Source organism: Rubrobacter aplysinae (assembly GCF_001029505.1).
In the GTDB taxonomy this organism is placed as follows: domain Bacteria; phylum Actinomycetota; class Rubrobacteria; order Rubrobacterales; family Rubrobacteraceae; genus Rubrobacter_A; species Rubrobacter_A aplysinae.
The window spans coordinates 278,598-299,730 of the sequence record NZ_LEKH01000002.1 but is presented as its reverse complement, the minus strand read 5'-3'; the positions used below and the strand labels follow the sequence as shown (position 1 = coordinate 299,730).

At 63.1% G+C, this 21,133-nt stretch carries 20 protein-coding genes; 10 read left to right on the top strand and 10 right to left on the bottom strand.

Features of this window, described 5'->3' with window-relative positions; all coding sequences use genetic code 11:
* Window positions 1–47: 47 nt before the first annotated feature.
* Together ABD53_RS03765 and ABD53_RS03760 are read left to right on the top strand one after the other, a co-directional pair.
* The gene (locus ABD53_RS03765; RefSeq protein WP_235401293.1) at window positions 48–1,379 is read left to right on the top strand and encodes an aromatic ring-hydroxylating oxygenase subunit alpha; all 1,332 of its coding nucleotides are present in this window, start codon (window positions 48–50) and stop codon (window positions 1,377–1,379) included.
* A complete protein-coding gene (locus tag ABD53_RS03760; RefSeq protein WP_047864379.1) occupies window positions 1,376–2,809 on the top strand; it encodes an aldehyde dehydrogenase family protein in 1,434 nt (477 codons plus the stop codon). The genes ABD53_RS03765 and ABD53_RS03760 overlap by 4 nt, the downstream gene beginning before the upstream one ends.
* Window positions 2,810–2,817: 8 nt before the next feature.
* Here the strand turns inward: ABD53_RS03760 and trpS are convergent, their stop codons facing one another.
* The 3 genes from trpS to ABD53_RS03750 form a co-directional block, all read right to left on the bottom strand.
* Complete coding sequence (gene trpS / locus ABD53_RS03755) at window positions 2,818–3,810, bottom strand: tryptophan--tRNA ligase (RefSeq protein WP_047864378.1); 993 nt, start codon at window positions 3,808–3,810, stop codon at window positions 2,818–2,820.
* Window positions 3,811–3,935: 125 nt separating this feature from the next.
* Window positions 3,936–4,757, bottom strand: coding sequence for a restriction endonuclease (locus tag ABD53_RS16410; RefSeq protein WP_084709261.1), 822 nt, complete (start codon window positions 4,755–4,757; stop codon window positions 3,936–3,938).
* 91 nt (window positions 4,758–4,848) lie between these two features.
* Window positions 4,849–5,568: an IclR family transcriptional regulator gene (locus ABD53_RS03750; RefSeq protein ID WP_047864377.1), complete on the bottom strand. Its 720-nt coding sequence runs from the start codon at window positions 5,566–5,568 to the stop codon at window positions 4,849–4,851.
* 47 nt (window positions 5,569–5,615) lie between these two features.
* Here ABD53_RS03750 and leuC point away from each other — a divergent pair, with 47 nt between their 5' ends.
* The 5 genes from leuC to ABD53_RS17165 all read left to right on the top strand — a co-directional run bounded on the left by leuC (window position 5,616) and on the right by ABD53_RS17165 (window position 10,195).
* Window positions 5,616–7,025 (top strand): 3-isopropylmalate dehydratase large subunit, encoded by a 1,410-nt coding sequence (gene leuC, locus ABD53_RS03745; RefSeq protein WP_047864376.1) that lies wholly within the window; start codon window positions 5,616–5,618, stop codon window positions 7,023–7,025.
* On the top strand, window positions 7,025–7,612 hold the full coding sequence (leuD, locus tag ABD53_RS03740) for a 3-isopropylmalate dehydratase small subunit (RefSeq protein WP_047864375.1): 588 nt from the start codon (window positions 7,025–7,027) through the stop codon (window positions 7,610–7,612). The genes leuC and leuD overlap by 1 nt, the downstream gene beginning before the upstream one ends.
* Window positions 7,613–8,082: 470 nt before the next feature.
* Window positions 8,083–9,234: a glutathione-independent formaldehyde dehydrogenase gene (locus tag ABD53_RS03735; RefSeq protein ID WP_047864374.1), complete on the top strand. Its 1,152-nt coding sequence runs from the start codon at window positions 8,083–8,085 to the stop codon at window positions 9,232–9,234.
* Window positions 9,235–9,342: 108 nt separating this feature from the next.
* Window positions 9,343–9,918: a type 1 glutamine amidotransferase domain-containing protein gene (locus tag ABD53_RS03730; protein WP_047864373.1), complete on the top strand. Its 576-nt coding sequence runs from the start codon at window positions 9,343–9,345 to the stop codon at window positions 9,916–9,918.
* Window positions 9,919–10,051: 133 nt separating this feature from the next.
* Window positions 10,052–10,195, top strand: a complete 144-nt coding sequence (locus ABD53_RS17165; RefSeq protein WP_160309616.1) for a hypothetical protein — start codon at window positions 10,052–10,054, stop codon at window positions 10,193–10,195.
* A gap of 70 nt (window positions 10,196–10,265) precedes the next feature.
* Here the strand turns inward: ABD53_RS17165 and ABD53_RS03725 are convergent, their stop codons facing one another.
* Both ABD53_RS03725 and ABD53_RS15665 read right to left on the bottom strand, forming a co-directional pair.
* Window positions 10,266–10,715, bottom strand: a complete 450-nt coding sequence (locus ABD53_RS03725) for a PIN domain-containing protein (RefSeq protein ID WP_047864372.1) — start codon at window positions 10,713–10,715, stop codon at window positions 10,266–10,268.
* Between the two features lie 9 nt (window positions 10,716–10,724).
* Window positions 10,725–11,015 (bottom strand): hypothetical protein, encoded by a 291-nt coding sequence (locus ABD53_RS15665; protein WP_053057642.1) that lies wholly within the window; start codon window positions 11,013–11,015, stop codon window positions 10,725–10,727.
* 162 nt (window positions 11,016–11,177) lie between these two features.
* On the opposite strand from ABD53_RS15665, the gene ABD53_RS17775 reads away from it, so the two are divergent.
* Together ABD53_RS17775 and ABD53_RS03715 are read left to right on the top strand one after the other, a co-directional pair.
* Window positions 11,178–11,309: a hypothetical protein gene (locus tag ABD53_RS17775; protein WP_268778266.1), complete on the top strand. Its 132-nt coding sequence runs from the start codon at window positions 11,178–11,180 to the stop codon at window positions 11,307–11,309.
* Between the two features lie 86 nt (window positions 11,310–11,395).
* On the top strand, window positions 11,396–12,742 hold the full coding sequence (locus tag ABD53_RS03715) for a PIN domain-containing protein (RefSeq protein WP_047864371.1): 1,347 nt from the start codon (window positions 11,396–11,398) through the stop codon (window positions 12,740–12,742).
* 333 nt (window positions 12,743–13,075) lie between these two features.
* Here the strand turns inward: ABD53_RS03715 and ABD53_RS03710 are convergent, their stop codons facing one another.
* The 5 genes from ABD53_RS03710 to ABD53_RS03690 all read right to left on the bottom strand — a co-directional run bounded on the left by ABD53_RS03710 (window position 13,076) and on the right by ABD53_RS03690 (window position 18,682).
* The gene (locus ABD53_RS03710; protein WP_084709260.1) at window positions 13,076–14,818 is read right to left on the bottom strand and encodes a SpoIIE family protein phosphatase; all 1,743 of its coding nucleotides are present in this window, start codon (window positions 14,816–14,818) and stop codon (window positions 13,076–13,078) included.
* 143 nt (window positions 14,819–14,961) lie between these two features.
* The gene (locus ABD53_RS03705) at window positions 14,962–15,699 is read right to left on the bottom strand and encodes a hypothetical protein (RefSeq protein ID WP_047864369.1); all 738 of its coding nucleotides are present in this window, start codon (window positions 15,697–15,699) and stop codon (window positions 14,962–14,964) included.
* A 198-nt stretch (window positions 15,700–15,897) separates the two neighbouring features.
* Window positions 15,898–16,458: a DUF421 domain-containing protein gene (locus ABD53_RS03700; RefSeq protein WP_047864368.1), complete on the bottom strand. Its 561-nt coding sequence runs from the start codon at window positions 16,456–16,458 to the stop codon at window positions 15,898–15,900.
* A gap of 135 nt (window positions 16,459–16,593) precedes the next feature.
* Entirely contained in the window at window positions 16,594–17,532 is a 939-nt protein-coding gene (locus ABD53_RS03695; protein ID WP_047864367.1) for a YihY/virulence factor BrkB family protein, read from the bottom strand.
* 10 nt (window positions 17,533–17,542) lie between these two features.
* Window positions 17,543–18,682 carry an AI-2E family transporter gene (locus ABD53_RS03690; protein WP_053057641.1) on the bottom strand — a complete coding sequence of 380 codons (1,140 nt, stop codon included), beginning with the start codon at window positions 18,680–18,682 and terminating at the stop codon, window positions 17,543–17,545.
* Between the two features lie 229 nt (window positions 18,683–18,911).
* On the opposite strand from ABD53_RS03690, the gene ABD53_RS03685 reads away from it, so the two are divergent.
* Window positions 18,912–20,924, top strand: coding sequence for an ATP-dependent DNA helicase (locus ABD53_RS03685; RefSeq protein ID WP_160309615.1), 2,013 nt, complete (start codon window positions 18,912–18,914; stop codon window positions 20,922–20,924).
* The last annotated feature ends 209 nt before the right edge of the window (window positions 20,925–21,133 follow it).

Below are 21,133 nucleotides of genomic sequence, written 5' to 3'. Positions count from 1 at the left end.
TGGCAGTCGCCGACTCCGGGGCGGGAGCGGCAGTCAAGGGAGCAAGATTGACCACGGAGCATACCAACGGCAGCAACGGCAGCAAGGATAGCAAGAGGGGCACCGGACGCCTGTATCGCTTCTCCACCGAGGATTTTCTAAGAGAGGAGACCTACCGGCAGACGAGGCTGCCAGTGGATCTCGCTTCCACCCTCACCCCCGACGCCTACACCCGCGAGGACTTCTTCGAGCTGGAGCAGGAACGGGTCTTCGCCACGAGCTGGGTCGCCGTCGGCGTCACCTCGCAGCTAAAGAGCCCCGGAGACGTCGTGGTCGCCGAGGTTGCCGGGCGCTCCATAATCGTCACCGTGGACAAGCAGGGCGAGCTCCAGGCCTTCCAGAACGTCTGCCGCCACCGGGCCGCAAAGCTCCTGGACGACGGCTGCCGGCACGTAAAGTCCCGCATCCGCTGCCCGTATCATTCCTGGACCTACGATCTCGAAGGCAACCTGCTCGGCACCCCGCTGTTCGAGGGCTCGGACATCCCAGAGGACCAGCAGGGCATCTTCGACATGTCCGACGTAAAGGGCTTCGACAAGCGGGACTACGGCCTGATGCCGGTGAGGGTGGATAGCTGGGGCTTTCTGGTGTTCGTGAACCTGGACGACGAGGCCGCCCCGCTCTCCGAGCAGCTCGGGGATCTCGACACGCGTCTCGGCGGCTACCGGCTGGACGAGTGGGAGCTCGCCCGCGAGAAGCCGTACACGGTTCACGCAAACTACAAGCTGATCGGCGAGAACTTCATGGAGTACTACCACCTGCCCTGGGTGCATCCCGAGCTCGTCGAGGTCAGCCGCATGGAGGACCACTACCGCTGGCAGGGGCCGGGGATGTACACGGGCATGTGCACCAGCCCTGTATCGCGCAACACCGACGCCGGTGGCTGGGACGGGCTGCCGCCGCTCTCCAAGCTAGGCGAGCAGGATTCCCAGAGCGGACGCTTCGTGTGGCTGTTTCCCAACACCGCCATCGTAGTGCTGCCGAACCACGTGTTCGTGTTGATGGCGAAGCCCGTCGCGGCGGGCCACACCGAGGAGCACACCATGCTCCTGGCCCACCCCGAGTCCGAGAAGAACGAGGGCTCAGAGGCTGCGTTGGATCAGCTCGCGGAGTTCTGGGATCTCGTAAACCGGCAGGACATCGAGATCGTCGAGCGGGTGCAGCAGGGCCTCTCCAACCCGGCCTACCGCGGCGGCCGCATGTGCTACCGCTTCGAGGAGCCGCTGCACCGCTTCCAGAACATGGTCATAGACAGGATGGTCGGCGTGTACCGCATCCCCGGCGGCGACGACGAGGAGATGGTCCAGATGTTCGTCACCGAGGAGGGGCCTGGAGAATGACGGGGCCGAAGACCGGCATCTTTATCGGGAACGAGTGGGTGGAGGGGAACGGTACCTTCGACACCGTGAACCCCTCAACCGAGGAGGTCATCGCGGGCGTCGAACGCGGCGGAGAGCGGGAAGTAGATGCTGCGGTGGCGGCCGCCCGCGAGGCGTTTCGGGGTGAGTGGAGCAAGGTCAAGCCCCCCGAGCGCGCCCGGATGCTGTACGGGGTCGCCCGTGAGCTGGAGCGCCGGGCCGAGGAGTTCGCCCGGCTGGAGACGCTGGACGCCGGCAAGCCGCTGCAGCACGCGCGGGCGGAGATGGCCTCCTGCGCCGCCTACTTCGACTACTATGCGGGTGCGGCGGACAAGATCCACGGCGACACCATCCCGCAGGGTCCGGATCACCTCGGATTCACCGTGCGAGAGCCCGTCGGCGTCACGGCCCACATCGTCCCCTGGAACGTGCCGCTCGGCATGGTCTGCCGGGGCCTGGCCCCCGCACTGGCCGCCGGAAACACGGCGGTAGTAAAGCCCGCAGAGCAGACGCCCCTGACCGCGCTTAAATTTGCCGAGATATTCCTCAGACTCGGCTTCCCCGCCGGCGTGTACAACGTCGTGCCGGGTTACGGCGAGGAGGCCGGGAAGGCCCTGAGCGAGCACCCGGAGATAGACTCAATGACCTTTACCGGCTCCGTCGAGACCGGAAAGGCAGTGCTCCGGGCCGCCGCCGAGCACGTAAAGCCGGTGGTCGCCGAGCTCGGCGGCAAGTCGCCCCAGGTAGTCTTCGCCGACAGCGACCTGGACCTCGTCGCTTCGGAGGTATCGAAGGGCATCTACTCAAACACCGGCCAGTACTGCGACGCGGGCTCACGCCTGATCGTAGAGGACTCCGCGCGCGAGCCGCTACTGGAACGCCTCGTCGAGAACGCGAAGGGATGGAAGATCGGCCCGGGGATGGAGAGCCTGGACCTCGGCCCGCTCGTCAGCGAGGAGCACTTCGGCCGCGTCACCGGCTACATCGAGTCCGGCGAGCGGGAGGGCGCGGAGATGCTGATCGGCGGTCGCGCGGAAGAGTTCGACCGGGGATACTTCGTCTCACCGACCATCTTCGACGGCGTGGAGCGGGGGATGCGCATCGAGCGGGAGGAGATCTTCGGCCCCGTCCTGACCGTCCAGAGCTTCGCCGATGCCGGGGAGGCCTCGGCGATGGCGAACGACACCCCCTACGGCCTAGCCGCCGCCATCTACACCAAAGACATAGACAAGGCGCTGGCCTTCGCCACCGACGTGCAAGCCGGTAACGTGATGATCAACGAGTACTACGCCGGCGGCATGGGCTCACCGTTCGGCGGCTACAAACAGAGCGGAACCGGCCGCGAGAAGGGCCTGGCGGCCCTGGACAACTACACCCAGATCAAAAACGTCACCGTCAGAATACGTAGGTGAAGAGAGGCCTAGCCTAACCCCATCCTCTCCCACGTCCGCAGCAGGTTGGGGTGGGCGACCTCGCGGGCTTTCTCCGCACCGGCGTCTAGCAGCCTGTCCAGCTCCGCCGGGTCGTCGAGGAGCTCCAGCGTGCGTTCGCGGATGGGGGCGAGCCCCTCGGCCACGACCTCGCCCAGGTCCTTCTTGAAGTCGCCGTAGCCCTTGCCCTCATAGCGGCGCTCTACCTCAGGTATCTTCTCGCCGGTCATGCCGGCGTAGACGCCTAAGAGGTTCGCGATTGCGGGCTTGTCTTCAGTGGCGATGATCTCCGAGCCGGAGTCGGTTTTGGCGCGCCGGATCTTCTTTCTTACCTTGTCCGGCTCGTCCAGGATGGAGATGTAGCTGCCGGGGCGTGGGGATGACTTGCTCATCTTCTCCTTCGGCTCGTCCAGGGACATCACGCGTGCGCCGGTGGTCAGGATCATGGGCTCCGGCACCACGAACGTCTCGCCGTAGTCGTGGTTGAAGCGCCGGGCGATGGTGCGCGTAAGCTCCAGGTGCTGGCGCTGGTCCTCGCCGACGGGGACGGCGTGGGCGTTGTACAGGAGGATGTCGGCGGCCATCAGCACCGGGTAGTCGAAGAGCCCGGCGCTCGCCACCTCCGCGCCGCCCTTCTGGGCCTTGTCCTTGAACTGGGTCATGCGCGAGAGCTCGCCGTAGCGGGCGACGCAGTTGAGCAGCCACGAGAGCTCGGCGTGCTCCGAGACCCGGCTCTGGCGGAAGATGACGCATCGCTCGGGATCCAACCCCGACGCCAGATACACCGCCGCAACCTCGCGCACCTTGCGCGACAGCTCCTCCGGCTCCTGCGGCACGGTCAGCGCGTGTAGATCCACGATGCAGAAGTAGTTGTCGTACTCCTCCTGCATCCTGACCCAGTTGTTGATCGCGCCGAGGTAGTTGCCCAGATGCAGGTTGCCGCTCGGCTGTATGCCGGAGAATACCCTACGCTTCTGCTCCATAGACTCCTAGATGCTCCGTTCTCTCGCGCCCACCAGATGTGAGGGCGAGTATATCCGCGCTGCGTGCGGGTTTCATCCGAAGCCTAGTATTAAATGCTCGGATGTACAGTCTGGTTGATTGAACGCTATGAGGGCTGGTTTGTAGGAGGTGACTGATCGCTTACGCCCGCCCAAACTAATAATATAGTGACCACAATAATGGTGATAATAGTAATGATCCACTTGGTTCTATTGCTCCACTCTGTATATCTCCACATTAGATACAGTCCTACAGGTGGAACGAGTAGGAGAATTACACTGATAATTACGGGAAATAGGAAGAATACTATTACTATCCACCAAAAGTATTTTCCGTATCTAGGCTTCGTATCCCCATAGGTTTCTTGTCTATCAGAACTTCGTTCTAGCAGCCTCTCGATGCCATCTAAATCGATCAGTTGCGTATCTGTTCTTCCTGCTAGCTCTTCCGCTCCTGGGGTAAATCCTGCTGGTGCCACTACTATAGTTCGATCCGCATTGTGATATTTCGCTCCTGCGAATACCTCCTGGACAGGCGTATTACCGACTGGACGGTCATAGTTCTTGCATTGGACTGCTACCAATTCGGTATTAGACCTGAAAAGGAGATCTACACCTTGGTCGCCTGAAGCTCCCATAGGAGAGACCTCGTGCCCAAGACGCTGAAAAACACCAGCCATGAAAGCTTCAAACTGGTACCCATCCATAGAGCTAATACGGTGAAGTTGAGTTCGTGGATCTGGTTCATTGGATTGTCGGCGTTGCTCGTTTAACTCTCTTAGTTCGCGCCAAATTCTTTCCAGAATCACATAGAAATCATGAAGACCCTTCTTAGAGTTCTCTTCTTCTGGAGTTTGTTGCGTCTTTAAACTGCTCATAAGAGCGACGCTAGCTATTAGAGTTGCTGTAAGTAATGTGAGTAACCCCATTCAAACACCATCGTTTCAGCAATCGAAGTTCTTAGCACTCTAATGCTAGCAGGCGAATCTGCAAACTGTCCTCTGAGCCTACTACTCTTGATTAGACCTCCGCGATCCCACCCTCGATCTCCCGCGCCGCCCGCAGCACCAGCTCCGAAAGCCTCTCGCCCGGCTTCTCACCGAGCCGCGACACCGGCCCGCTCACGCTCACCGCCGCTAGCGTCCCGCCGGAGACCACCGGCGCGCTCACGCTCGCAACCCCACGCTCACGCTCGGCCACGCTCTCCGCCCAGCCGCGCCCGCGCTCCGTCTCGAACCCCACCCGCTCCGCAGGCTCGGGCGACCACGCCAGTAGCACCTTCGCCGCAGACCCGACCGACAGCGGCATAACCGCCCCGACCGGCACTGTGTCCCTGAGGCCCGACGCCCGCTCCCGCGAGGCTACACACACCCGGTTCTCGCCCTCGCGCACGTAGAGCTGCGCGCTCTCCCCGGTCTCCCCAACCAACCACTCTAAGGCGGGCCGGGCCGCCTCAACCAGTCCGGCGCCGCTCTCGACCCGGCTTGCCCACCCGAGCAGCCGTGCCCCGAGCACGTACCGGCCCTCACGCCGCGCCACTAGGTGGTGCGTCTCCAGCGCCGAGAGGAGCCGATGCGCCGTCGGGCGCGGTATCCCGGTCCCCTCGACCACCCCGGACAGGCTCGAAGCCCCTTCCGCCGAGAGAAACGAGAGTACCGCAACCGACTTGTCCAACACCCCAACTCCGCTCCGGGTGGGGTTGCCCCCGGACGCCGCATCGTCTACACTCTTGCTCAGCATATGAGCAAAGTATCTCACATTTTGAGATAAAGCAAGAGGGAGCGGCGATGGAGACACCGAATAAGCCGAAGACGCTGGCGGAGAAGCTGTGGGACTCGCACGTGGTGCGGCAGGCGGAGGGAGAGCCGGACCTTTTGTACGTGGACCTGCATCTGGTGCACGAGGTCACCTCGCCGCAGGCGTTCGAGGGGTTGCGGCTCGCGGAGAGGACGGTGCGCCGCCCAGACCTGACCATCGCCACGATGGACCACAACGTGCCGACCTGGGGCGCGGATCGGCCCGTGGAGGACGAGGTCTCGGCGAAGCAGATGGAGGCGCTGCGCAAGAATACAGAGGAGTTCGGCATCGAGCTGAACCCGATGGGCGCCATCGGGCAGGGGATCGTGCACGTCATCGGGCCCGAGCGCGGCCTGACGCAGCCAGGGATGACCATCGTCTGCGGCGACTCCCACACCTCTACCCACGGCGCGTTCGGGGCGCTCGCGTTCGGCATCGGGACCAGCGAGGTCGAGCACGTGCTGGCGACCCAGACCATCAGCCAGCGCCGTCCGCGCACGATGGCGGTCACGGTCGAGGGCGATCTCCCGGTCGGGATCACCGCGAAGGACGTGATGCTCGGCATCCTGAACCGCATCGGGACCGGCGGCGGCGTGGGGCATGTGATCGAGTACCGGGGCGAGGCGATCCGGCAGCTCTCCATGGAGGGCCGCATGACGATCTGCAACATGTCCATAGAGGGCGGTGCCCGGGCCGGGCTCATAGCCCCCGACGAGACCACCTTCGAGTACGTAAAGGGCCGCCAGCACGCCCCCGAGGGCGAGGACTGGGACGCCGCGATGGCCGAGTGGCAGGAGCTCCACACCGACGAGGGCGCAGAGTTCGACAAGGAGGTCGTCATACACGCCGAGGACCTCGTCCCGTACGTCTCCTGGGGCACCACCCCGGCCCAGACCGTCGGCCTGGACGACGTCGTCCCCGAGCCCGCCAACGAGAGCCAGGAGCGGGCGCTCAAGTACATGGCGCTGGAGCCGGGCACGCCGATACGCGGCATCGAGCTCGACACCGTCTTCCTCGGCTCGTGCACCAACGCCCGCATAGAGGACCTGCGCGCCGCCGCCTCGGTGCTCGAAGGTCACAAGGTAAAGGATGGCATCCGGGCGCTGGTCGTGCCCGGCTCGATGCGGGTCAAGCAGCAGGCCGAGGAGGAGGGGCTGGACGAGATCTTCACGGAGGCCGGCTTCGACTGGCGCGACGCCGGATGCTCGATGTGCCTCGGCATGAATCCCGACATCCTCACGCCGGGCGAGCGATGCGCCTCGACATCCAACCGCAACTTCGAGGGCCGTCAGGGCAAGGGCGGCCGTACGCACCTCGTGAGCCCGGTGGTGGCGGCGGCGACGGCGGTAACGGGACGGTTCGCCTCTCCGGCGGACCTCAGCGTACTGGAGGTCAGCTAATGGAGCCCGTAAGCCGCGTAGAGGGTAAGGCGCTTCCGCTCGGGTACAGCGACGTCGACACGGACCAGATCGTACCCAGCGACGCTCTCAAGCGCATCGAGCGCACCGGATTCGGCCAGTTCCTCTTCCAGGAGTGGCGCGAGGACCCGGACTTCATAATGAACCGGACCGAGCACGTCGGGGCGACGATACTCCTCGCCGGTGACAACTTCGGTAGTGGTTCGAGCCGCGAGCACGCCCCCTGGGCTATCCAGGACTTCGGCTTCGGGGCGGTCGTCGCAAAGAGCCTGGCCGACATCTTCAAGAACAACTGCGCCAAGATAGGCCTCCTCGCCGTGGAGCTTCCCGAACCCGCCGTGGACAAACTCCTGGAGGAGACCCGCAAGGACCCCGAGGCCAGGATAACGGTGGACCTCGAGACCCGCACCGTCGAGGGACCGGGCGTTTCGGAGAGCTTCGAGATGGACGACTTCACCCGCCACCGTCTCCTGAACGGCCTCGACGACATCGGCCTGACGCTGACTTACGAGGACGAGCTGGAGAGGTTCGAGCGGTCGCGTCCGGGCTACAAGCCGAAGGTTCTGTAGCAAACGGGCTCACTCCACGTCGCATGAGTCTGAAGCTCATACTATAGGGTACGCGCAGGCTATACTCGGGTCAGATACATTGTTGCGATACTCTGTAACGAAACTAGCCGTCCGGGGGTTGTAGCGGGAGTCGCCGGGTCGCTCTGGTGGGAGCTATACGCAGGGTAGCTCCCACCACTTCTCCACCACTTTGCGATGGCTTGCGGCCGGGTGGTTCGTTCTCTGATCCCGGATGTAGAAACGGCCTTATCCGTACCCGCCTTTCGTAGATCGGGGCGTTCAATACCTCTGGTAGTGCATCCAGCCCCGGACCACGGGCTGGCATATATCTTTATCCGTCGTTGGGTCTCTGATGGCTTTGGAAGAAGGTTAACGTGGGGTGGTTTCAGAGTCTGGTAAACCGGGCATCTGGAGTTCGTCGGCGGAAAGGATTTCGCTGGCGGAGCAGTGAGCTTTGAGAAGGAGTTTTCGTGAAGGCACTGGTTTACAGGGGGCCTAAAGAGGTCCAGGTAGAGAACGTCCAGGACTCGAAGATCGAGCATCCGAACGACGTCGTCGTAAAGCTGACGACCACGAACATCTGCGGCTCGGACCTGCACATGTACGAGGGGCGCACGCCTCTGGAAGAGGGCAAGGTGCTCGGCCACGAGAACCAGGGCGAGGTGGTCGAGGCCGGTTCCGGGGTAACGAAGGTACGGGTCGGCGACATGGTAAACCTGCCGTTCAATATCAGCTGCGGCTTCTGCAAGAACTGCGAGCGCGGCCTGACCAACTACTGCTACACCATGCAGCCCGCAGAGGGCGCTGCGGGGGCGGCCTACGGCTTCGCCGGCATGGGGCCGTACGACGGCGGGCAGGCCGAGTACCTGCGGGTGCCTTTTGCCGACCATAACTGCCTCATTCTGCCGGAAGACGCCCGGGAGAAAGAGAACGACTACGTGATGCTCTCCGACATCTTCCCGACCGGCTACCATTCCACCGAGATGGCCGGAGTTGGTCCCGGGGACTCGGTCGTGATCTCCGGCGCGGGGCCCGTGGGCCTGATGGCCGCCTACTCCTGTTATCTGAAGAGCGCCTCGAAGATCATGGTCATAGACCGCCACCCCGACAGGCTACGCCTCGCGGAGAAGATCGGGGCCATCGCCATAGACGACTCCGCCGAAGACCCCGTAGAGCGGGTCCTGAACGAGACCGACGGCGAGGGCGCGGACTGTGGTTGTGAGGCCGTCGGCTACCAGGCCCACGACCATCACGGCAACGAGGACCCGGCGATGACCATGAACACCCTCGTGAACGCCGTACGCTACACGGGCTCCATCGGCACCGTGGGAATCTTCTTGCCCCAGGACCCGGGCTCCCCGGACGAACTGTATCAGGAGGGCAAGGTCGCCTTCGACTACGGCCTCTCCTGGTTCAAGGGACAGAAGATCGGCTCGGGCCAGGCCCCGGTCAAGCGGTACAACCGCGAGCTATCCAGGCTTATACAACAGGACAAGGCAAAGCCCTCGTTCATAGTCTCACACGAGCTAGGCCTCGACGATGCGCCCGACGCCTACGAGCGCTTCGACAACCGCGAGGACGGTTGGACCAAGGTCGTCCTCAAGCCCCAGAAGGCCGCCTAGCTACCTGGCGCCTCGGAGGCGGAAAGCTCCCGCGTCCATCCGGGGCCTGGATGGGCGCGGGAGGGAAGAGCAAATCACGAAAGTATACGGAGATACGAGGAGGCAATCGTGGCAAATGAGCTGCAAGACCGCAAGATCGCCATCCTGCTCGCCCCGGTGGGCACCGAGCAGGCGGAGTTCACCGAGCCGAAGAAGGCCGTCGAGGAGGCCGGGGCCGGCGTGGACGTCATCGGTCTACAGACCGGCGACGCCCAGACCATGAACTCCGACGTGAATCCGGGCGAGACCTACCAGGTGGAGAAGACCTTTTCAGAGGTCTCATCCGACGACTACGACGGCCTGATCGTACCGGGCGGCACCGTGGGCGCTGACAACCTGCGCGGCAACTCGGAGGCGGTTAGCTTTATCCGCTCCTTCTTCGAGCAGCAGAAGCCGGTGGGTGTGATCTGCCACGGTCCGTGGACGCTGGTGGAGGCCGACGTGGTGAGCGGCAGGACCCTAACCTCGTACCCCACGCTCCAGACCGACATCCGGAACGCCGGAGGCGAGTGGGTGGACGAGGAGGTCGTCACCGACGGCGGGCTCGTTACCAGCCGCAACCCCAACGACCTGCCCGCATTCTGCGACAAGATCGTGGAGGAGTTCGCCGAGGGCAAGCACCAGCGCCAGTCCCAGAGCGTCTAGCTTCAGCAGATAGCCCGGCCCGGGGTCCACGTACACAAGAGACTCCGGGCCAAGGCGCCTGACGGCGAAGAGAGCACCGGTTCCATGTTCCGGTCCCTAGAGCGGAAGCATTTCGTCCCTGACGAGCTTCGGGATGGACGACTTCACCCGCCACCGCCTCTTGAGCCTCCACGACATCGGCTTGACGCCTACTTACGAGGATGAGCTTGAGGGGTTTGAGAATACGCTTCCCGGCCGTGATCTGAAAAGAATGAAGTCCTGGCCCCAGTTTAAGTAGTGCGAAATCTTCAAACGTTAGCGGTCGGCCATCAGCGGAAAGCTGATCACTGATAAGCTGACTGCTGAACCTACTCTAACGCTGTGGGATCGAACACGGAATCGAGCGGGTTTACAAACGAGACGCCCTCCAGGGTAGATCCTGGGTTGAAGTCCTCGCTCAAGATTACGGGGATCTGTGCCAGGCGGGCTGCGGCCCAGATCTGGGCGTCGTAGTAGGAGAACCGGTATTCTTCTACCCCACGCAATGCCTCCATAATCACCGGGGCGGTAAGCGGGATCACCGGGAAAGCTACTTGCAGCCTCTCGATCTCCTGCTGTATCTCCCGAGGCTCCAGGGCGGGCTCCAGCTTTTTCAAGCAGACGTTGGAGAACTCCGAGAGGCCCTGGGCGGGCAGCGCCGCACTCCCACCCAGAGCAGCCCTACGGATTGTCTCCTTCGCCCATTCCCTCTTATCAGGCTCCCGGGCGTCGAGGGTATAAACCAGAATGTTACTATCCAGCAGGTAGCGTGGGCTCACCTTGCTTGACTATCCGCGTCTAGCGCGCTTGCCGGCTCCACGGTCCTCGTATAGCCCTTCCCGGTCGAAACGATAGTCCTCGGCGAAGTAGTGGGAGGCCGAGATCTCATCCGTGGACTCCAGAAAGTCCAGCGCGGCCCGCGCCCGACCCAGAGGCATTCCGCCACTATCCTCGGAGCCGAGCAGGAGCTTATCGAGGAACCGGCGCATCAACTCCGCCTCCGACACTCCCGCTTCCCTGGCCCTAGCCTTCAGAGCCCGCTCGTGGTCCTCGCTTATGTAGAGCTGCTTGCGAATCATGCCTACATCATATACATCATCATGAACTCTTTCCAATCAGGAAGTCACGCGATTGAGTATCTGCTTCCTGTTAAACATGATGAAGTCCGTGATGCTGGTAACGGTGGACGAACCACGAAAGGTGCATTGTAAAGAGAATCGGACTTCTTCGAGGGTTTTGAGATGGACGGTTTCACCCGCCAACGTCTGTTAAACGGCCTGGATGACATCGGCTTCACGCTGACCTACGAGGACGATCTTGAGAGGTTCGAGCGGTCGCGCTCGGGCTACGAGCCGAAGGTCCTACAAGGCTAGAGTAGCAAGCGAGCTGCAGAGAGTTGAATCTTTGCAGTAGACTCATCTTTCCTGTTGAATACGTATATTAACTTTAGGGGAGTATCATGCAAGATAAGTTTCCAGAGCATTATCGGCTCAGTACGAATGAGTTTGAAAATTTGTGGCGTAACGCCCTCTTCGTACCAGATACTAATGTCCTGCTCGATCTATACAGATATTCAAAGAAATCTCATGACGAACTGTTAATGATCTTGCAACGGTTTCAGGATCAGCTATGGATACCTCATCAAGTTGCTTACGAGTTTCTGAACAACCGCATGGGTACTATTAACGAGGTTAGAGAGAAGCATAGAAAACTCAGGGAGACTTTAGAGGAAACAAAAAGCTCCATAAAAGAGGGTGCTGAGGATTTACATAGAGGAGCTCCCTTCGAATCGCCGGAGTTACTGGACAACATGTCGACTTCTTTGAATGCGCTGATAGCCGATATACAGACTAGGGAGAATATGCTTCCTGCTATTTCCAACTCTCCACAAGAGGACCGGATATGGAGAGAGGTAGAAGATCTGGCACGAGACAGACTCGGGGAACCTTATTCCGAAGAGAAATTGAGTAAGATCGAAGAGGAGGGGCAGCGCCGTACAGAGAAGCAGGTGCCCCCAGGGTATAAGGATGAGGGTCATGGAGATCTAGTAATTTGGCGTCAGATGGTGGATAAAGCATTAGAGACTAGCAAGCCCATTGCTTTTATCACCAAAGACGTTAAAGATGACTGGTGGTGGCGCGCCTATGGTCAAACCATCGGTGTTCGTAAGGAGCTAATTCAGGAGATTAAGGAGGATGCTGGGGTCATCTTCCACATATATACGACTGATAGATTTATTGAGTACGCAAAGCAGTATTTGCAGGCTGAAGTTAGTGAAGAAACGATAAGCGAAGCAGAGCAGTTATCAAGGCTGTCACGAAATACGCCCAGGGAACGCGAAATGCTCGATCACGCACTTCGGGATGATTCCATAATCTCTAAAGAGCAAAGAGACATTCTCAAAATTCACCTCTACGATGGCCTCTCCTTAGAAGAGATCGCAGATATGTTAGGTGTATCTCAGCACCAAGTATCCAAGATTCTTAAACGAGCTATATCTAACTTAGGTAAGAGATTACCCTCTGACTCTAGTCTGAGTTACGGAGAATTTGGGCGCTACATCGACAGTGACAAAGCAAATGAAAACGAGTACGGAGAGTTACTGAGAATTAATGAGGCAATGGAAATAGCCTATAGCGATAGTGACATAAGCACTCTTGCCAAGTTGCACAGGCAGGCGCTTGTTACGGGACGGAACGACAACTATGATATTACGCCTGAACTTCGTAGTGAGTATAAGCGCCTAGCAAACGAGATAAGTGTGCGGAGATCATTGTTGAAGCACAAGGAGAATTACCCTTATTAGTTGTTAGAAGATATCTCATAGACAAAAGAAGAAGGCTACAGGCCGAGCTAGAAAGCGGGAGTAGATTTTGGCTCTGATTCTGGAAGCCAACTCTTCTGGTTCTTCCGTTAGTCTAAAGAGAAACGCTAAATTTTTGGTAATGGTGCTCAGTGAGAATGTGAAAATGTAAAGAGAGGGAAACGAAGCTTATGCCCCGGCTCCCTCTGAAACTCTCGGTAGTCGCCTTTTTAGTTAGGCGGGCTTGTTGATCTTGCGGCCTATCTGTTCCATGAGGCTGTTCGCAGATGGTGATGCGAGCCGTGCAGCCTGGCCAAAGCTCGCCGAGATGGTTGGCTATACACCCGCCTCTGATATCACCCTCAACACCAGTATCGCAATGTCATCGCGGGCGCTCTGGTGGCCCTGAAACTGCGTCACTCCGTTTTCTATGGCGTCGGCGGTGGATTCGGCGTCTAACTCCGTGCAGGTGGAGAGTAGGTCTTTTAGCCGCGCGTCTCCGAAGAGCTCGCCGGAGGGGTTGCGGGCGTCGGTGACGCCGTCGGTGTAGAGGACCGCCGACTCTCCCGGGCCCAGGCGCAGGGTCCGGGTCTCGAATCTTGTGTCAGGGAAGGCGCCGGCGAGGTGGCCGGGGACCCCGGCCTCTTCCACGGTGGTGTCGTTGCGCAGGATAAGGGGCGGCGGGTGGCCGGCGCGGCAGACCTCCAGGCTCACGCCGCCGTCTTCGGCAGGGTTGAGCAGGGCGTAGGCGACGGTGCAGAATCTGCCGTCAGAGCTCTGCTCGTGCTGGTCCAGGATGGCGGTGTTCAGAATGCGCAGGACGCTGCACGGGTCGTTGCCCTGTAGGGCGGCCGTGCGGATGGTGTAGCGGGTCATGGCGGTGAAGGCCGCGGCCTCTACGCCCTTGCCCATGACGTCGCCCATCACCGCCGCCCAGCCGTTCGGGGTGCGGGAGAGATCGTAGAAGTCGCCGCCGACCTCGTAGTCCTCGCCTTCGAGGGCGTTGGCGGACTCGCCCGCGGGATGGTAGCGGGCTGCGGCCTCGACGCCCGGTATCTCGGGCATCGAGGGGGGGAGGAGGCTCTTTTGCAGGGTCCGGGCGGCGTGGCGCTGGCGGTCGTAGAGGCGGGCCTTCTCTATGGCCTGGGCGGCGCGGCGGGCTAGACCCTCGGCGAGCCGGAGATCCTCCTCGTCGTAGCGGCGGCCCGAGAGGCGGTCGGTGGCGAAGCTCAGCGCGCCGAAGATGCGGCCCCGGAAGGTGAGCGGTGAGATCAGGACGGAGCCGAGATCCAGCCGGTACAGCTCTTCGAGGTTGCCGTCGGCGCGGGCCATGTCCACGAGCCAGGAGTCCCCGACCTCGCGGACGAGCACGGGGGCTCCCGAGCGGACCGTCCCGGCGAGGCCGCCCGAGGGTATCTCGGCTCCCTGGTAGCGGCGCACGAGCTCCTGGGCCAGCTCCTCGCGTTCCGACCCGAGGCGAGAGACCACCAGGCGGTCGACCGGGCGCTCCGGGGTCACGACGTCTACGAGGCAAAGGTCGGCGAAGCGGGGCACGGCGAGGCGGGCGACCTGATCCAGGGTGCTCCCGTAGTCCAGTGAAGAGGCCAGCCTGCGGCTCGCCTCCCCGAGCAGCGAGAGCCGGTGCCGGGCCTGCTCGCGCTCGGCCTCGGCCTTCCGGCGGGCGGTGAGGTCGTCGGCGGTGCCCACCCACTCGCGGACGCCGCCGGACGGGTCCGGCACCGGCGCGCCGCGCACGAACACGCTGCGGTAGCCGCCTGTACCCGGATGCCACAGACGGCCCTCAACCGAGAAGGCCTCGCCCGCCGAGATGCTCGCACTCAGGTGCGCAACGATCCTCTCCCGATCCTCCGGGTGCAGCAGGCCGAGATACTCGGATAGCCGGGCCCCCCTGGGCTCTTCGGCGGCGAGCTCCTCCCAGCGGTGGGCCTCGACAACGACGCCCTCACCCGTCACCACCCAGGTGGGGGCGGGGTCCGCCTCCACCAGCGCGCGATAACGCTCTCCGTCGCTCGCGGGAGTGTGTCGGTGCTCTCTTGTCTCGCGGCTCTTGTCGGGCATGTGATCTATATTCTAAAGGCCAGATGGGAGCGGAACCGCCCATCGGGCCAGAGTATAAGACGAGCAGAGGGGCCGGGGCTCGCGCCCCGGCCCCTCTGAAACTTGCGAGAGTCGCTTTTAACTAGGTTAATTAACTAGGTTAACTAGGCGGACTTGATCTTGCGGTCTATCTGCTCCACGACGGTCGCCCGGTTCTTGTTCTGCTTCTCGTAGGAGCGGACCTTGTTGAGCTGCTCCTGGGAAAGACCCTCGAGCCGCCGGGAGGCCTCGCTCACGGAGAGGCTGTCATAGTCACTTATCGGCAGCTCGCCGTTACCGCCGTTACCATTGCCGTTGCCGGCGGCCTGGCGGGCCATCTGGTCGGCCTGCTCCGCGGTCTCCTGCACGGCCTGCAGTCCCTGGCGGGTGGCCTGCTGGGCGTTCTTCATGCCTTCCTCGGCGTAGGAGCGGGAGCTCTGGGCTACCTCCTCGTACAGACCGAAGTAGTCCTCACCCAGCTTGCGGAGGCCCTCCTGCTGGGAGCGGGCGCTCTTGGCGAAGGCCTCGGCGGTCTTCTGGTTGTGCTCGGCCTGGTTGCGCAGGTAGTTCACGCCACCGGTAAGCCAGTTCTGGAAGAACTGCGCGTTGCGCTGGCCGAGCTCCATGATCCGCGTGCCGTTGCTCATGAAGTTCGTGGTACCCATCGAGCCCATGAGATCGCGGGCCGTGCGGGCATTATCCTCCTGCAGGGAGGCGAGGTCCTTGCCGCTCTGGAAGAACTCCACGTTCCGCTTCTGGAACGCGATAAAGCTGTCGGTCATCGCCTCGTAGGTCCGGCGCTGGGCCTCGATCATGTCCTGCGTGGTGTTCGCTATCCGATCCATCTTCTGGCTGGTGGCCACTGTGATACCTCCAAGTTACTGGTCTACCGTTGCCTTCTTGTCCACTAGATGCAAACTGCATCTAGGGTCCCATTGTACATACGTGTAGCAAAAACGCAAACATTCCGGGCGAAAAATGTTTTCCCGGTTAGTACGGGGGCTTTTCCGGGATCGTGGTTGCCGTGGGTCGCTGCGGTTACCGGGGTTGCCGGGGCTATCCTAGCTCTCCCGGGCTCTGCGCCGGGAGACGCTGTCCAGGGTAGAGGGGTTGTAGCCCGTGGCGTCCGGGTCCCGCGGGTTTCCGGTGGCGTGTGGCGGGGAGGTCAGTACGCTGAAGCTGCTGTCGGTTTCGAGCACGAGGGCCTCGACCTGGGCGAGGTCGGGCACGCCCTCGGAGCGGAGGGCGGCCAGGATCTCGCCCTCCGTTACGCGCTCGCGGCGCATCGCGTCCCTGAGTAGACTGCCTTTATGGACGAGCATCGCGGGCTCGCCCTTGACGACGCCGTGGACGGCCGGGGATCTTACCGATAGCCAGGTAACGGCGTATTGCAGCCCGATCAGGAGCGCGAACGCCAGGAGCCCGGTGGCGAGCGAGACGCTCGAAGACAGCAGCACGGTCGCCAGCGTAGAGCCCAAGGCTACGGTCACGATCAGGTCGAACGCGTTCATCTTGGATAGGGTGCGCTTGCCCGAGACGCGCAGGAAGAGTACCAGCGCGGCGTATGCGAGTATCCCGACGATCGCCGTGCGGAGCAACGAGAGCCAGCCATCGAAGAGCACGTCAACTCCTTAGGAGACTAGAAAATTTACGTTACGGGGCGTATATGAGTCGTAGAGACGGATACTGCCCGAGAGCGTAGCAGGCTAAACGCGAGCGAGACGAGAGCTCGGAGGATCAGGAATCAGATAGGAGCTTCAGGATCTCCGGCCGGACTTCTCCGGGCGGCGCAGCGTCACGCGCTCCCGTTCCTCGGCCCGGAGGGCGAGCACGGCGTTTAGCTCCAGGCCGGATAGCACGGTGAGGCCGATGGTGTAGAGCCAGATCATGAACACTATAACCGTCGCCAGCTGGCCGTAGACCTGATCGTAGCTCCCGAGCCGGGAGACGTAGAAGCTGAAGACGATGCTCGCGGCGAACATCAGCCCGGTCGCGACGACCCCGCCGGGCGTGACCCAGCGAAAGGGTATCCGCACGTTCGGGGCCAGGTAGTAGAGCATGCCGAGAGCCAGGGTCGCCGCCAGGAACACGACCACCCAGCGGGCGGCGGTCCACAGGTAGGTGAATGTCTCCCCGTTGGCCGCGCCGCCGAGCCCCTGCACGTAGTTCTCCGCCTTCACGACCGAGAGGATCAGGACAGCCACCAGAAAGGTAAACCCGACCGCGAGCAGTATGGAGGTGCCCCGCAGCCGGAAAAACGACCTGCTCTCGTCCACCCTGTAGGCTCGGTTCGCCGCCTTGGAGATGGCGATGGCCGCGGCGGAGCCGAGCCAGAGGGTGCCCGCGATCCCGAAAAAGAGCACGGCCGGGCCCGTGTTGTCCAGCGTACGCCCGGTGTAGTTCGAGAGTATGCCGATAGCCTCCTGGGGCAGGAACCCCGAGGCGCGTTCGATCAGGCCCGTGATCACCGTCTGCGGGTCGCCGATCACCAGCCCGGCGAGCGCGACCACGGAGATCAAAAACGGAAAAGAGGAGAGCAAGAAGAAGTAGGCGAGCTGCCCCGCGAGCCCGAGGATGTCGTTGTCCCGCACCCGCAGCAGGAACTGCCGGATTACACCGGGGCCGAGCACGCCACCGAGCTCCAGGACGAACCCGCCCAGCCCCGAGACGAAAGCGCGTATGCCGCGTCCGATCATCTAGACGACTCTAGCCGTCTTTGCCGGACTCTCCGTACGGGGCCGCTTTTTCTCTGGCTCCGGCTTCTTTATCTCCGCTATCTTCGGTGCTTCCGTTGCCTGCATTATCTTCGTTATCTTCGTCACCGAGGAAAGGCTCCCTCTCGGTAAGCTCGTCTATCAGGACGCTGGCGACCACGGCCGCCGGCACGGCGAGGATAGCACCGACCACCGGACCGAGCAGCAGCCCGAGCGCCAGAAAAGAGACCAGTATGCCCGCCACGGGGACCTTGATCTCGTTCCCCATTATAAGAGGCTGGAGGATGTTGCCCTCTATCTGGTTGACGATGACGAAGAGCCCGACGACCAGGAGAGCCTTGACCGGCGAGATGGTCAGGGCGATCAGCGCCGGGAGCGCCCCGCCGGCGACCGAGCCGACGAACGGTACCACGTCCAGAATTCCTGCTATAAGGCCGAAGGTCAGCGGCAGGGGAATGTCGAGGAGCCACAGGCCCACGCCCCCGCTGACCCCGACGAACGAGGCCACCATGACCGTGCCCAGCACCCAGCCCCGCAGCCTCTTGCCCAGCCGGTCGATAAACTCCCTGACGGCCTCGCGCCGGTCCACGGGAACGAGGCGCAGCCCGCCGGAGATGTAGGTGCCGGGGCTCGCGGCGAAGTACACGGCGAGGATCAGCATCGTGAGTATCGCGCCGATCACCTCCGCCGCGGTAACGGCGAGCTGTGGCACGGAGCCTAGAAAGTCGAGCAGGAAGGACTCCAGACGCTGCAGGAGCTGATCCGCGCCCGGGGCCAGCGGCAGACCGCTCAAAAAGCTCGACAGCGCATCCAGAGACCCCGGACCCTCGGAGACCAGGGACCGTATCTCGTGCATGAGCCTCGGGATAACGACCAGCCACACGAAGGCCAGCAGCGCCAGTATGCCCGCGACCAGCGTGAGGACCGCCAGCCAGTTCGGTATCTTGAGCCGTCCCAGGCCGTTTACCACGGTCCTGAAGATCAGGGCCAGGAGCATGGCAAGAGCCACTATCTTCAGGACCGGCAGCAACTGGTAAGCGATCAGGGCGATCCCGACGAGGATGACCGCCAGCGGCGCTCCCCGGGTCAGCCGCTCGGATAACCTGAGCCGTTCGTCTCCCGCACGCCGCATCCTACCCCAGCCCTTTCTCACCGCGGGCTACGCGCCCCTGGCGCGTCCCTGCGCCCCTACGTTTTCTACCCAGGGTTTATGCCTGTCTCCTGCGAGCGCCAAACTTCACGCTGCTCGTATCGTCCGCGCTATTCTCGCCGTGTCCGCCGCGAGCGGGAAAGGAACACCTCATGGTGCCTCGCAGCTTTGCGGGTTGGGTTTTGGGCCGCAGTGGCGCACAATTGTCCCGGTGAGTGGCAGAAGATCACACGACGAAGGACGCGAGAGGGCCCCGGACGGCTCCCCGGCCGTGGCGGAGATATTCGCCGCCGGTGGCCCGCTCTCGCGGCTCGACGAGGGCTACGAGCGTCGCCCGGAGCAGGTCCGGCTCGCGGTGGAGGCCGCCCGCGCCCTGGAGGGGGATGACGTGCTGCTCGCCGACTGCCCGACCGGCACCGGGAAGTCGCTCGGCTACCTCGCCCCCGCCGTGCTCTCCGGCAAGAAGGTCGTCGTCTCGACCGCGACCATCGCGCTGCAGCACCAGCTACTCACCAAGGACCTGCCGCTGCTGAAGAAGGCCGTGTGCGACCTCGGCGGCTATCCCGAGGACGAGGGCTTTACCTTCGCCCTGATGAAGGGCCGGTCTAACTTCCTGTGCGAGAACCGCTACGACGAGACCCTGCGCGACGAGCGCACGCTGGAGGAGGGGCTGGACGAGACGGCGCTGGAGTGCATAGACGGCTGGCGCTACGAGACCGAGACCGGGGACCGGGAGGATCTGCCGTTCCCGGTACCGGCGGGGACCTGGCTGGAGGTCGCCTCGGACGGGGAGGACTGCGCCCCGAAGAGCTGCCGCTTCCGGGAAAGCTGCTTCTACTACGCCCACCGCGACCGCGCCGCCGAGGCCGATGTGCTGGTGGTGAACCACGCGCTGCTCCTGGCGAACGCGGCCTCCGCCGGCGGTATCTTCGACACGGATGGGCGTCATCTGGTGCTGGACGAGGCGCACCGGATAGAGGAGATCATGTCCTCCGCCTTCGGCGCCCGCGTCACCTATCCCCGCATCCGCTACGTCGCCCGCCAGGCCGCCAAGAAATCCGCCTCCGCCGCCGGGCACTCCGACCGGCTCCTCTCCGCCGCCGACCTCTTCTTCTCGGACCTCTCGGAGAATCAGAAGCTGGGCGAGGAGAGCGAGGCCCCGCGCGGCTACGGGACGCTCGTCTCCGGCCTCTCGGCGACGAGGACCGCGCTCGCGAACGACCCTTCAGAGGAAGCAAACAATCTGCAGGGCATGGTCGGGCGGCTGCGCCGGGATCTGGCGAGCTTCTACGAGGACTACGAGAGCCGGGCCGCCACCCACGCCCACGCCGTCGTGCCGGGCCGGAGCGGTAAGAAGGGCGGAGACCGGAACTTCAAGCCATACCCGGAGCTGCGGAGCTGGCTCGTGGAGACCGCCGACGTCTTCCGCGACGAGGTGCTCCCCCTCTTCGGGGACGGCGGCGTGGTGCTGGCCTCGGCAACCCTCGCCACCAGTGGCAGCGGCGGCCGTGTATCGGGCCGCTCCTTCGACTACCCGCGGCGCAGGCTCGGGCTCGAGGAGGGGTCGGTTGAGGACCGCGCGGTGCGAGAGCTCTCGGGGCCGGAGATCTTCGACTACGAGAGCCGGTGTCTGCTCTACACCACCCCGGACGGCTCCTCCGACGCCTCATACACGGAGTCGGCCATCCGGCGGGCCGAGGAGCTGGTGCGGATCTCCGGCGGGCGGGCTCTCGTGCTGCTCTCGACCGGCCGCGCCGTGCGCGCATTCCAGGACTCGTTCCACACGGAGCATCCGGTTCGCTACCAGGGCGAGGACTCGCCGTCGCGCCTGGTAGAGTGGCTGCGGCAGACCGAGGGCGCGGTGCTCGTCGGCACCCGCACCTTCTGGGAGGGGGTGGACGTGCCGGGCGAGGCGCTCTCGCTCGTCGTCATAGACAAGGTACCGTTCCCGCCGCCGGACGATCCCGTAATAGCCGCGCTAACGCGCAAGGCCGGCAAGAGCTGGTTCCGGGAGGTCTCCCTGCCGAAGGCCCAGGTGGCCATGCGCCAGGGCTCGGGCCGGCTGCTCAGAACCGCGACCGACCGCGGCGTGATCGCGCTCCTCGACCCCCGCCTCAACCACAAGAACTGGGCGGGCGCCATCCTGCACAGCCTCCCCCCGGCCCCCAGGACCGACTCGCTGTCCGAGGTCGAGCGTTTCTTCGGGCCGGATACTCCCTGGTAGAGTCGGGAGGCGGTCTACTCGTCCCCGCAGCCGCCGGCCGTTACCTTCCGAGCCTGCTCCGGGCCGCTCCGGCTGTACACGGCGCGTCTGGGGTCTGGGAGCTACCAGGGAGCTGATAGCCGGATGCGCCCTCACGAAGCCCCCGGCCCCGCCTCCTGCGCAGCATAGCTCTTCCTTCTCCTGCCGGTAGCCGCCCTTCGCGGCGCTTA

What these genes read in the sequence shown, in the direction of transcription:
- ABD53_RS15665 (WP_053057642.1), bottom strand. Translation starts at nt 11,015, where the DNA reads ATGATTCGCAAGCAGCTCTACATAAGCGAGGACCACGAGCGGGCTCTG.
- ABD53_RS03690 (WP_053057641.1), bottom strand. Translation starts at nt 18,682, where the DNA reads ATGCGGCGTGCGGGAGACGAACGGCTCAGGTTATCCGAGCGGCTGACC.
- ABD53_RS03695 (WP_047864367.1), bottom strand. Translation starts at nt 17,532, where the DNA reads ATGATCGGACGCGGCATACGCGCTTTCGTCTCGGGGCTGGGCGGGTTC.
- trpS (WP_047864378.1), bottom strand. Translation starts at nt 3,810, where the DNA reads ATGGAGCAGAAGCGTAGGGTATTCTCCGGCATACAGCCGAGCGGCAAC.
- ABD53_RS03750 (WP_047864377.1), bottom strand. Translation starts at nt 5,568, where the DNA reads ATGCTGAGCAAGAGTGTAGACGATGCGGCGTCCGGGGGCAACCCCACC.
- ABD53_RS17165 (WP_160309616.1), top strand. Translation starts at nt 10,052, where the DNA reads ATGGACGACTTCACCCGCCACCGCCTCTTGAGCCTCCACGACATCGGC.
- ABD53_RS03715 (WP_047864371.1), top strand. Translation starts at nt 11,396, where the DNA reads ATGCAAGATAAGTTTCCAGAGCATTATCGGCTCAGTACGAATGAGTTT.
- leuC (WP_047864376.1), top strand. Translation starts at nt 5,616, where the DNA reads ATGGAGACACCGAATAAGCCGAAGACGCTGGCGGAGAAGCTGTGGGAC.
- ABD53_RS03710 (WP_084709260.1), bottom strand. Translation starts at nt 14,818, where the DNA reads ATGCCCGACAAGAGCCGCGAGACAAGAGAGCACCGACACACTCCCGCG.
- ABD53_RS17775 (WP_268778266.1), top strand. Translation starts at nt 11,178, where the DNA reads ATGGACGGTTTCACCCGCCAACGTCTGTTAAACGGCCTGGATGACATC.
- ABD53_RS16410 (WP_084709261.1), bottom strand. Translation starts at nt 4,757, where the DNA reads ATGGGGTTACTCACATTACTTACAGCAACTCTAATAGCTAGCGTCGCT.
- leuD (WP_047864375.1), top strand. Translation starts at nt 7,025, where the DNA reads ATGGAGCCCGTAAGCCGCGTAGAGGGTAAGGCGCTTCCGCTCGGGTAC.
- ABD53_RS03760 (WP_047864379.1), top strand. Translation starts at nt 1,376, where the DNA reads ATGACGGGGCCGAAGACCGGCATCTTTATCGGGAACGAGTGGGTGGAG.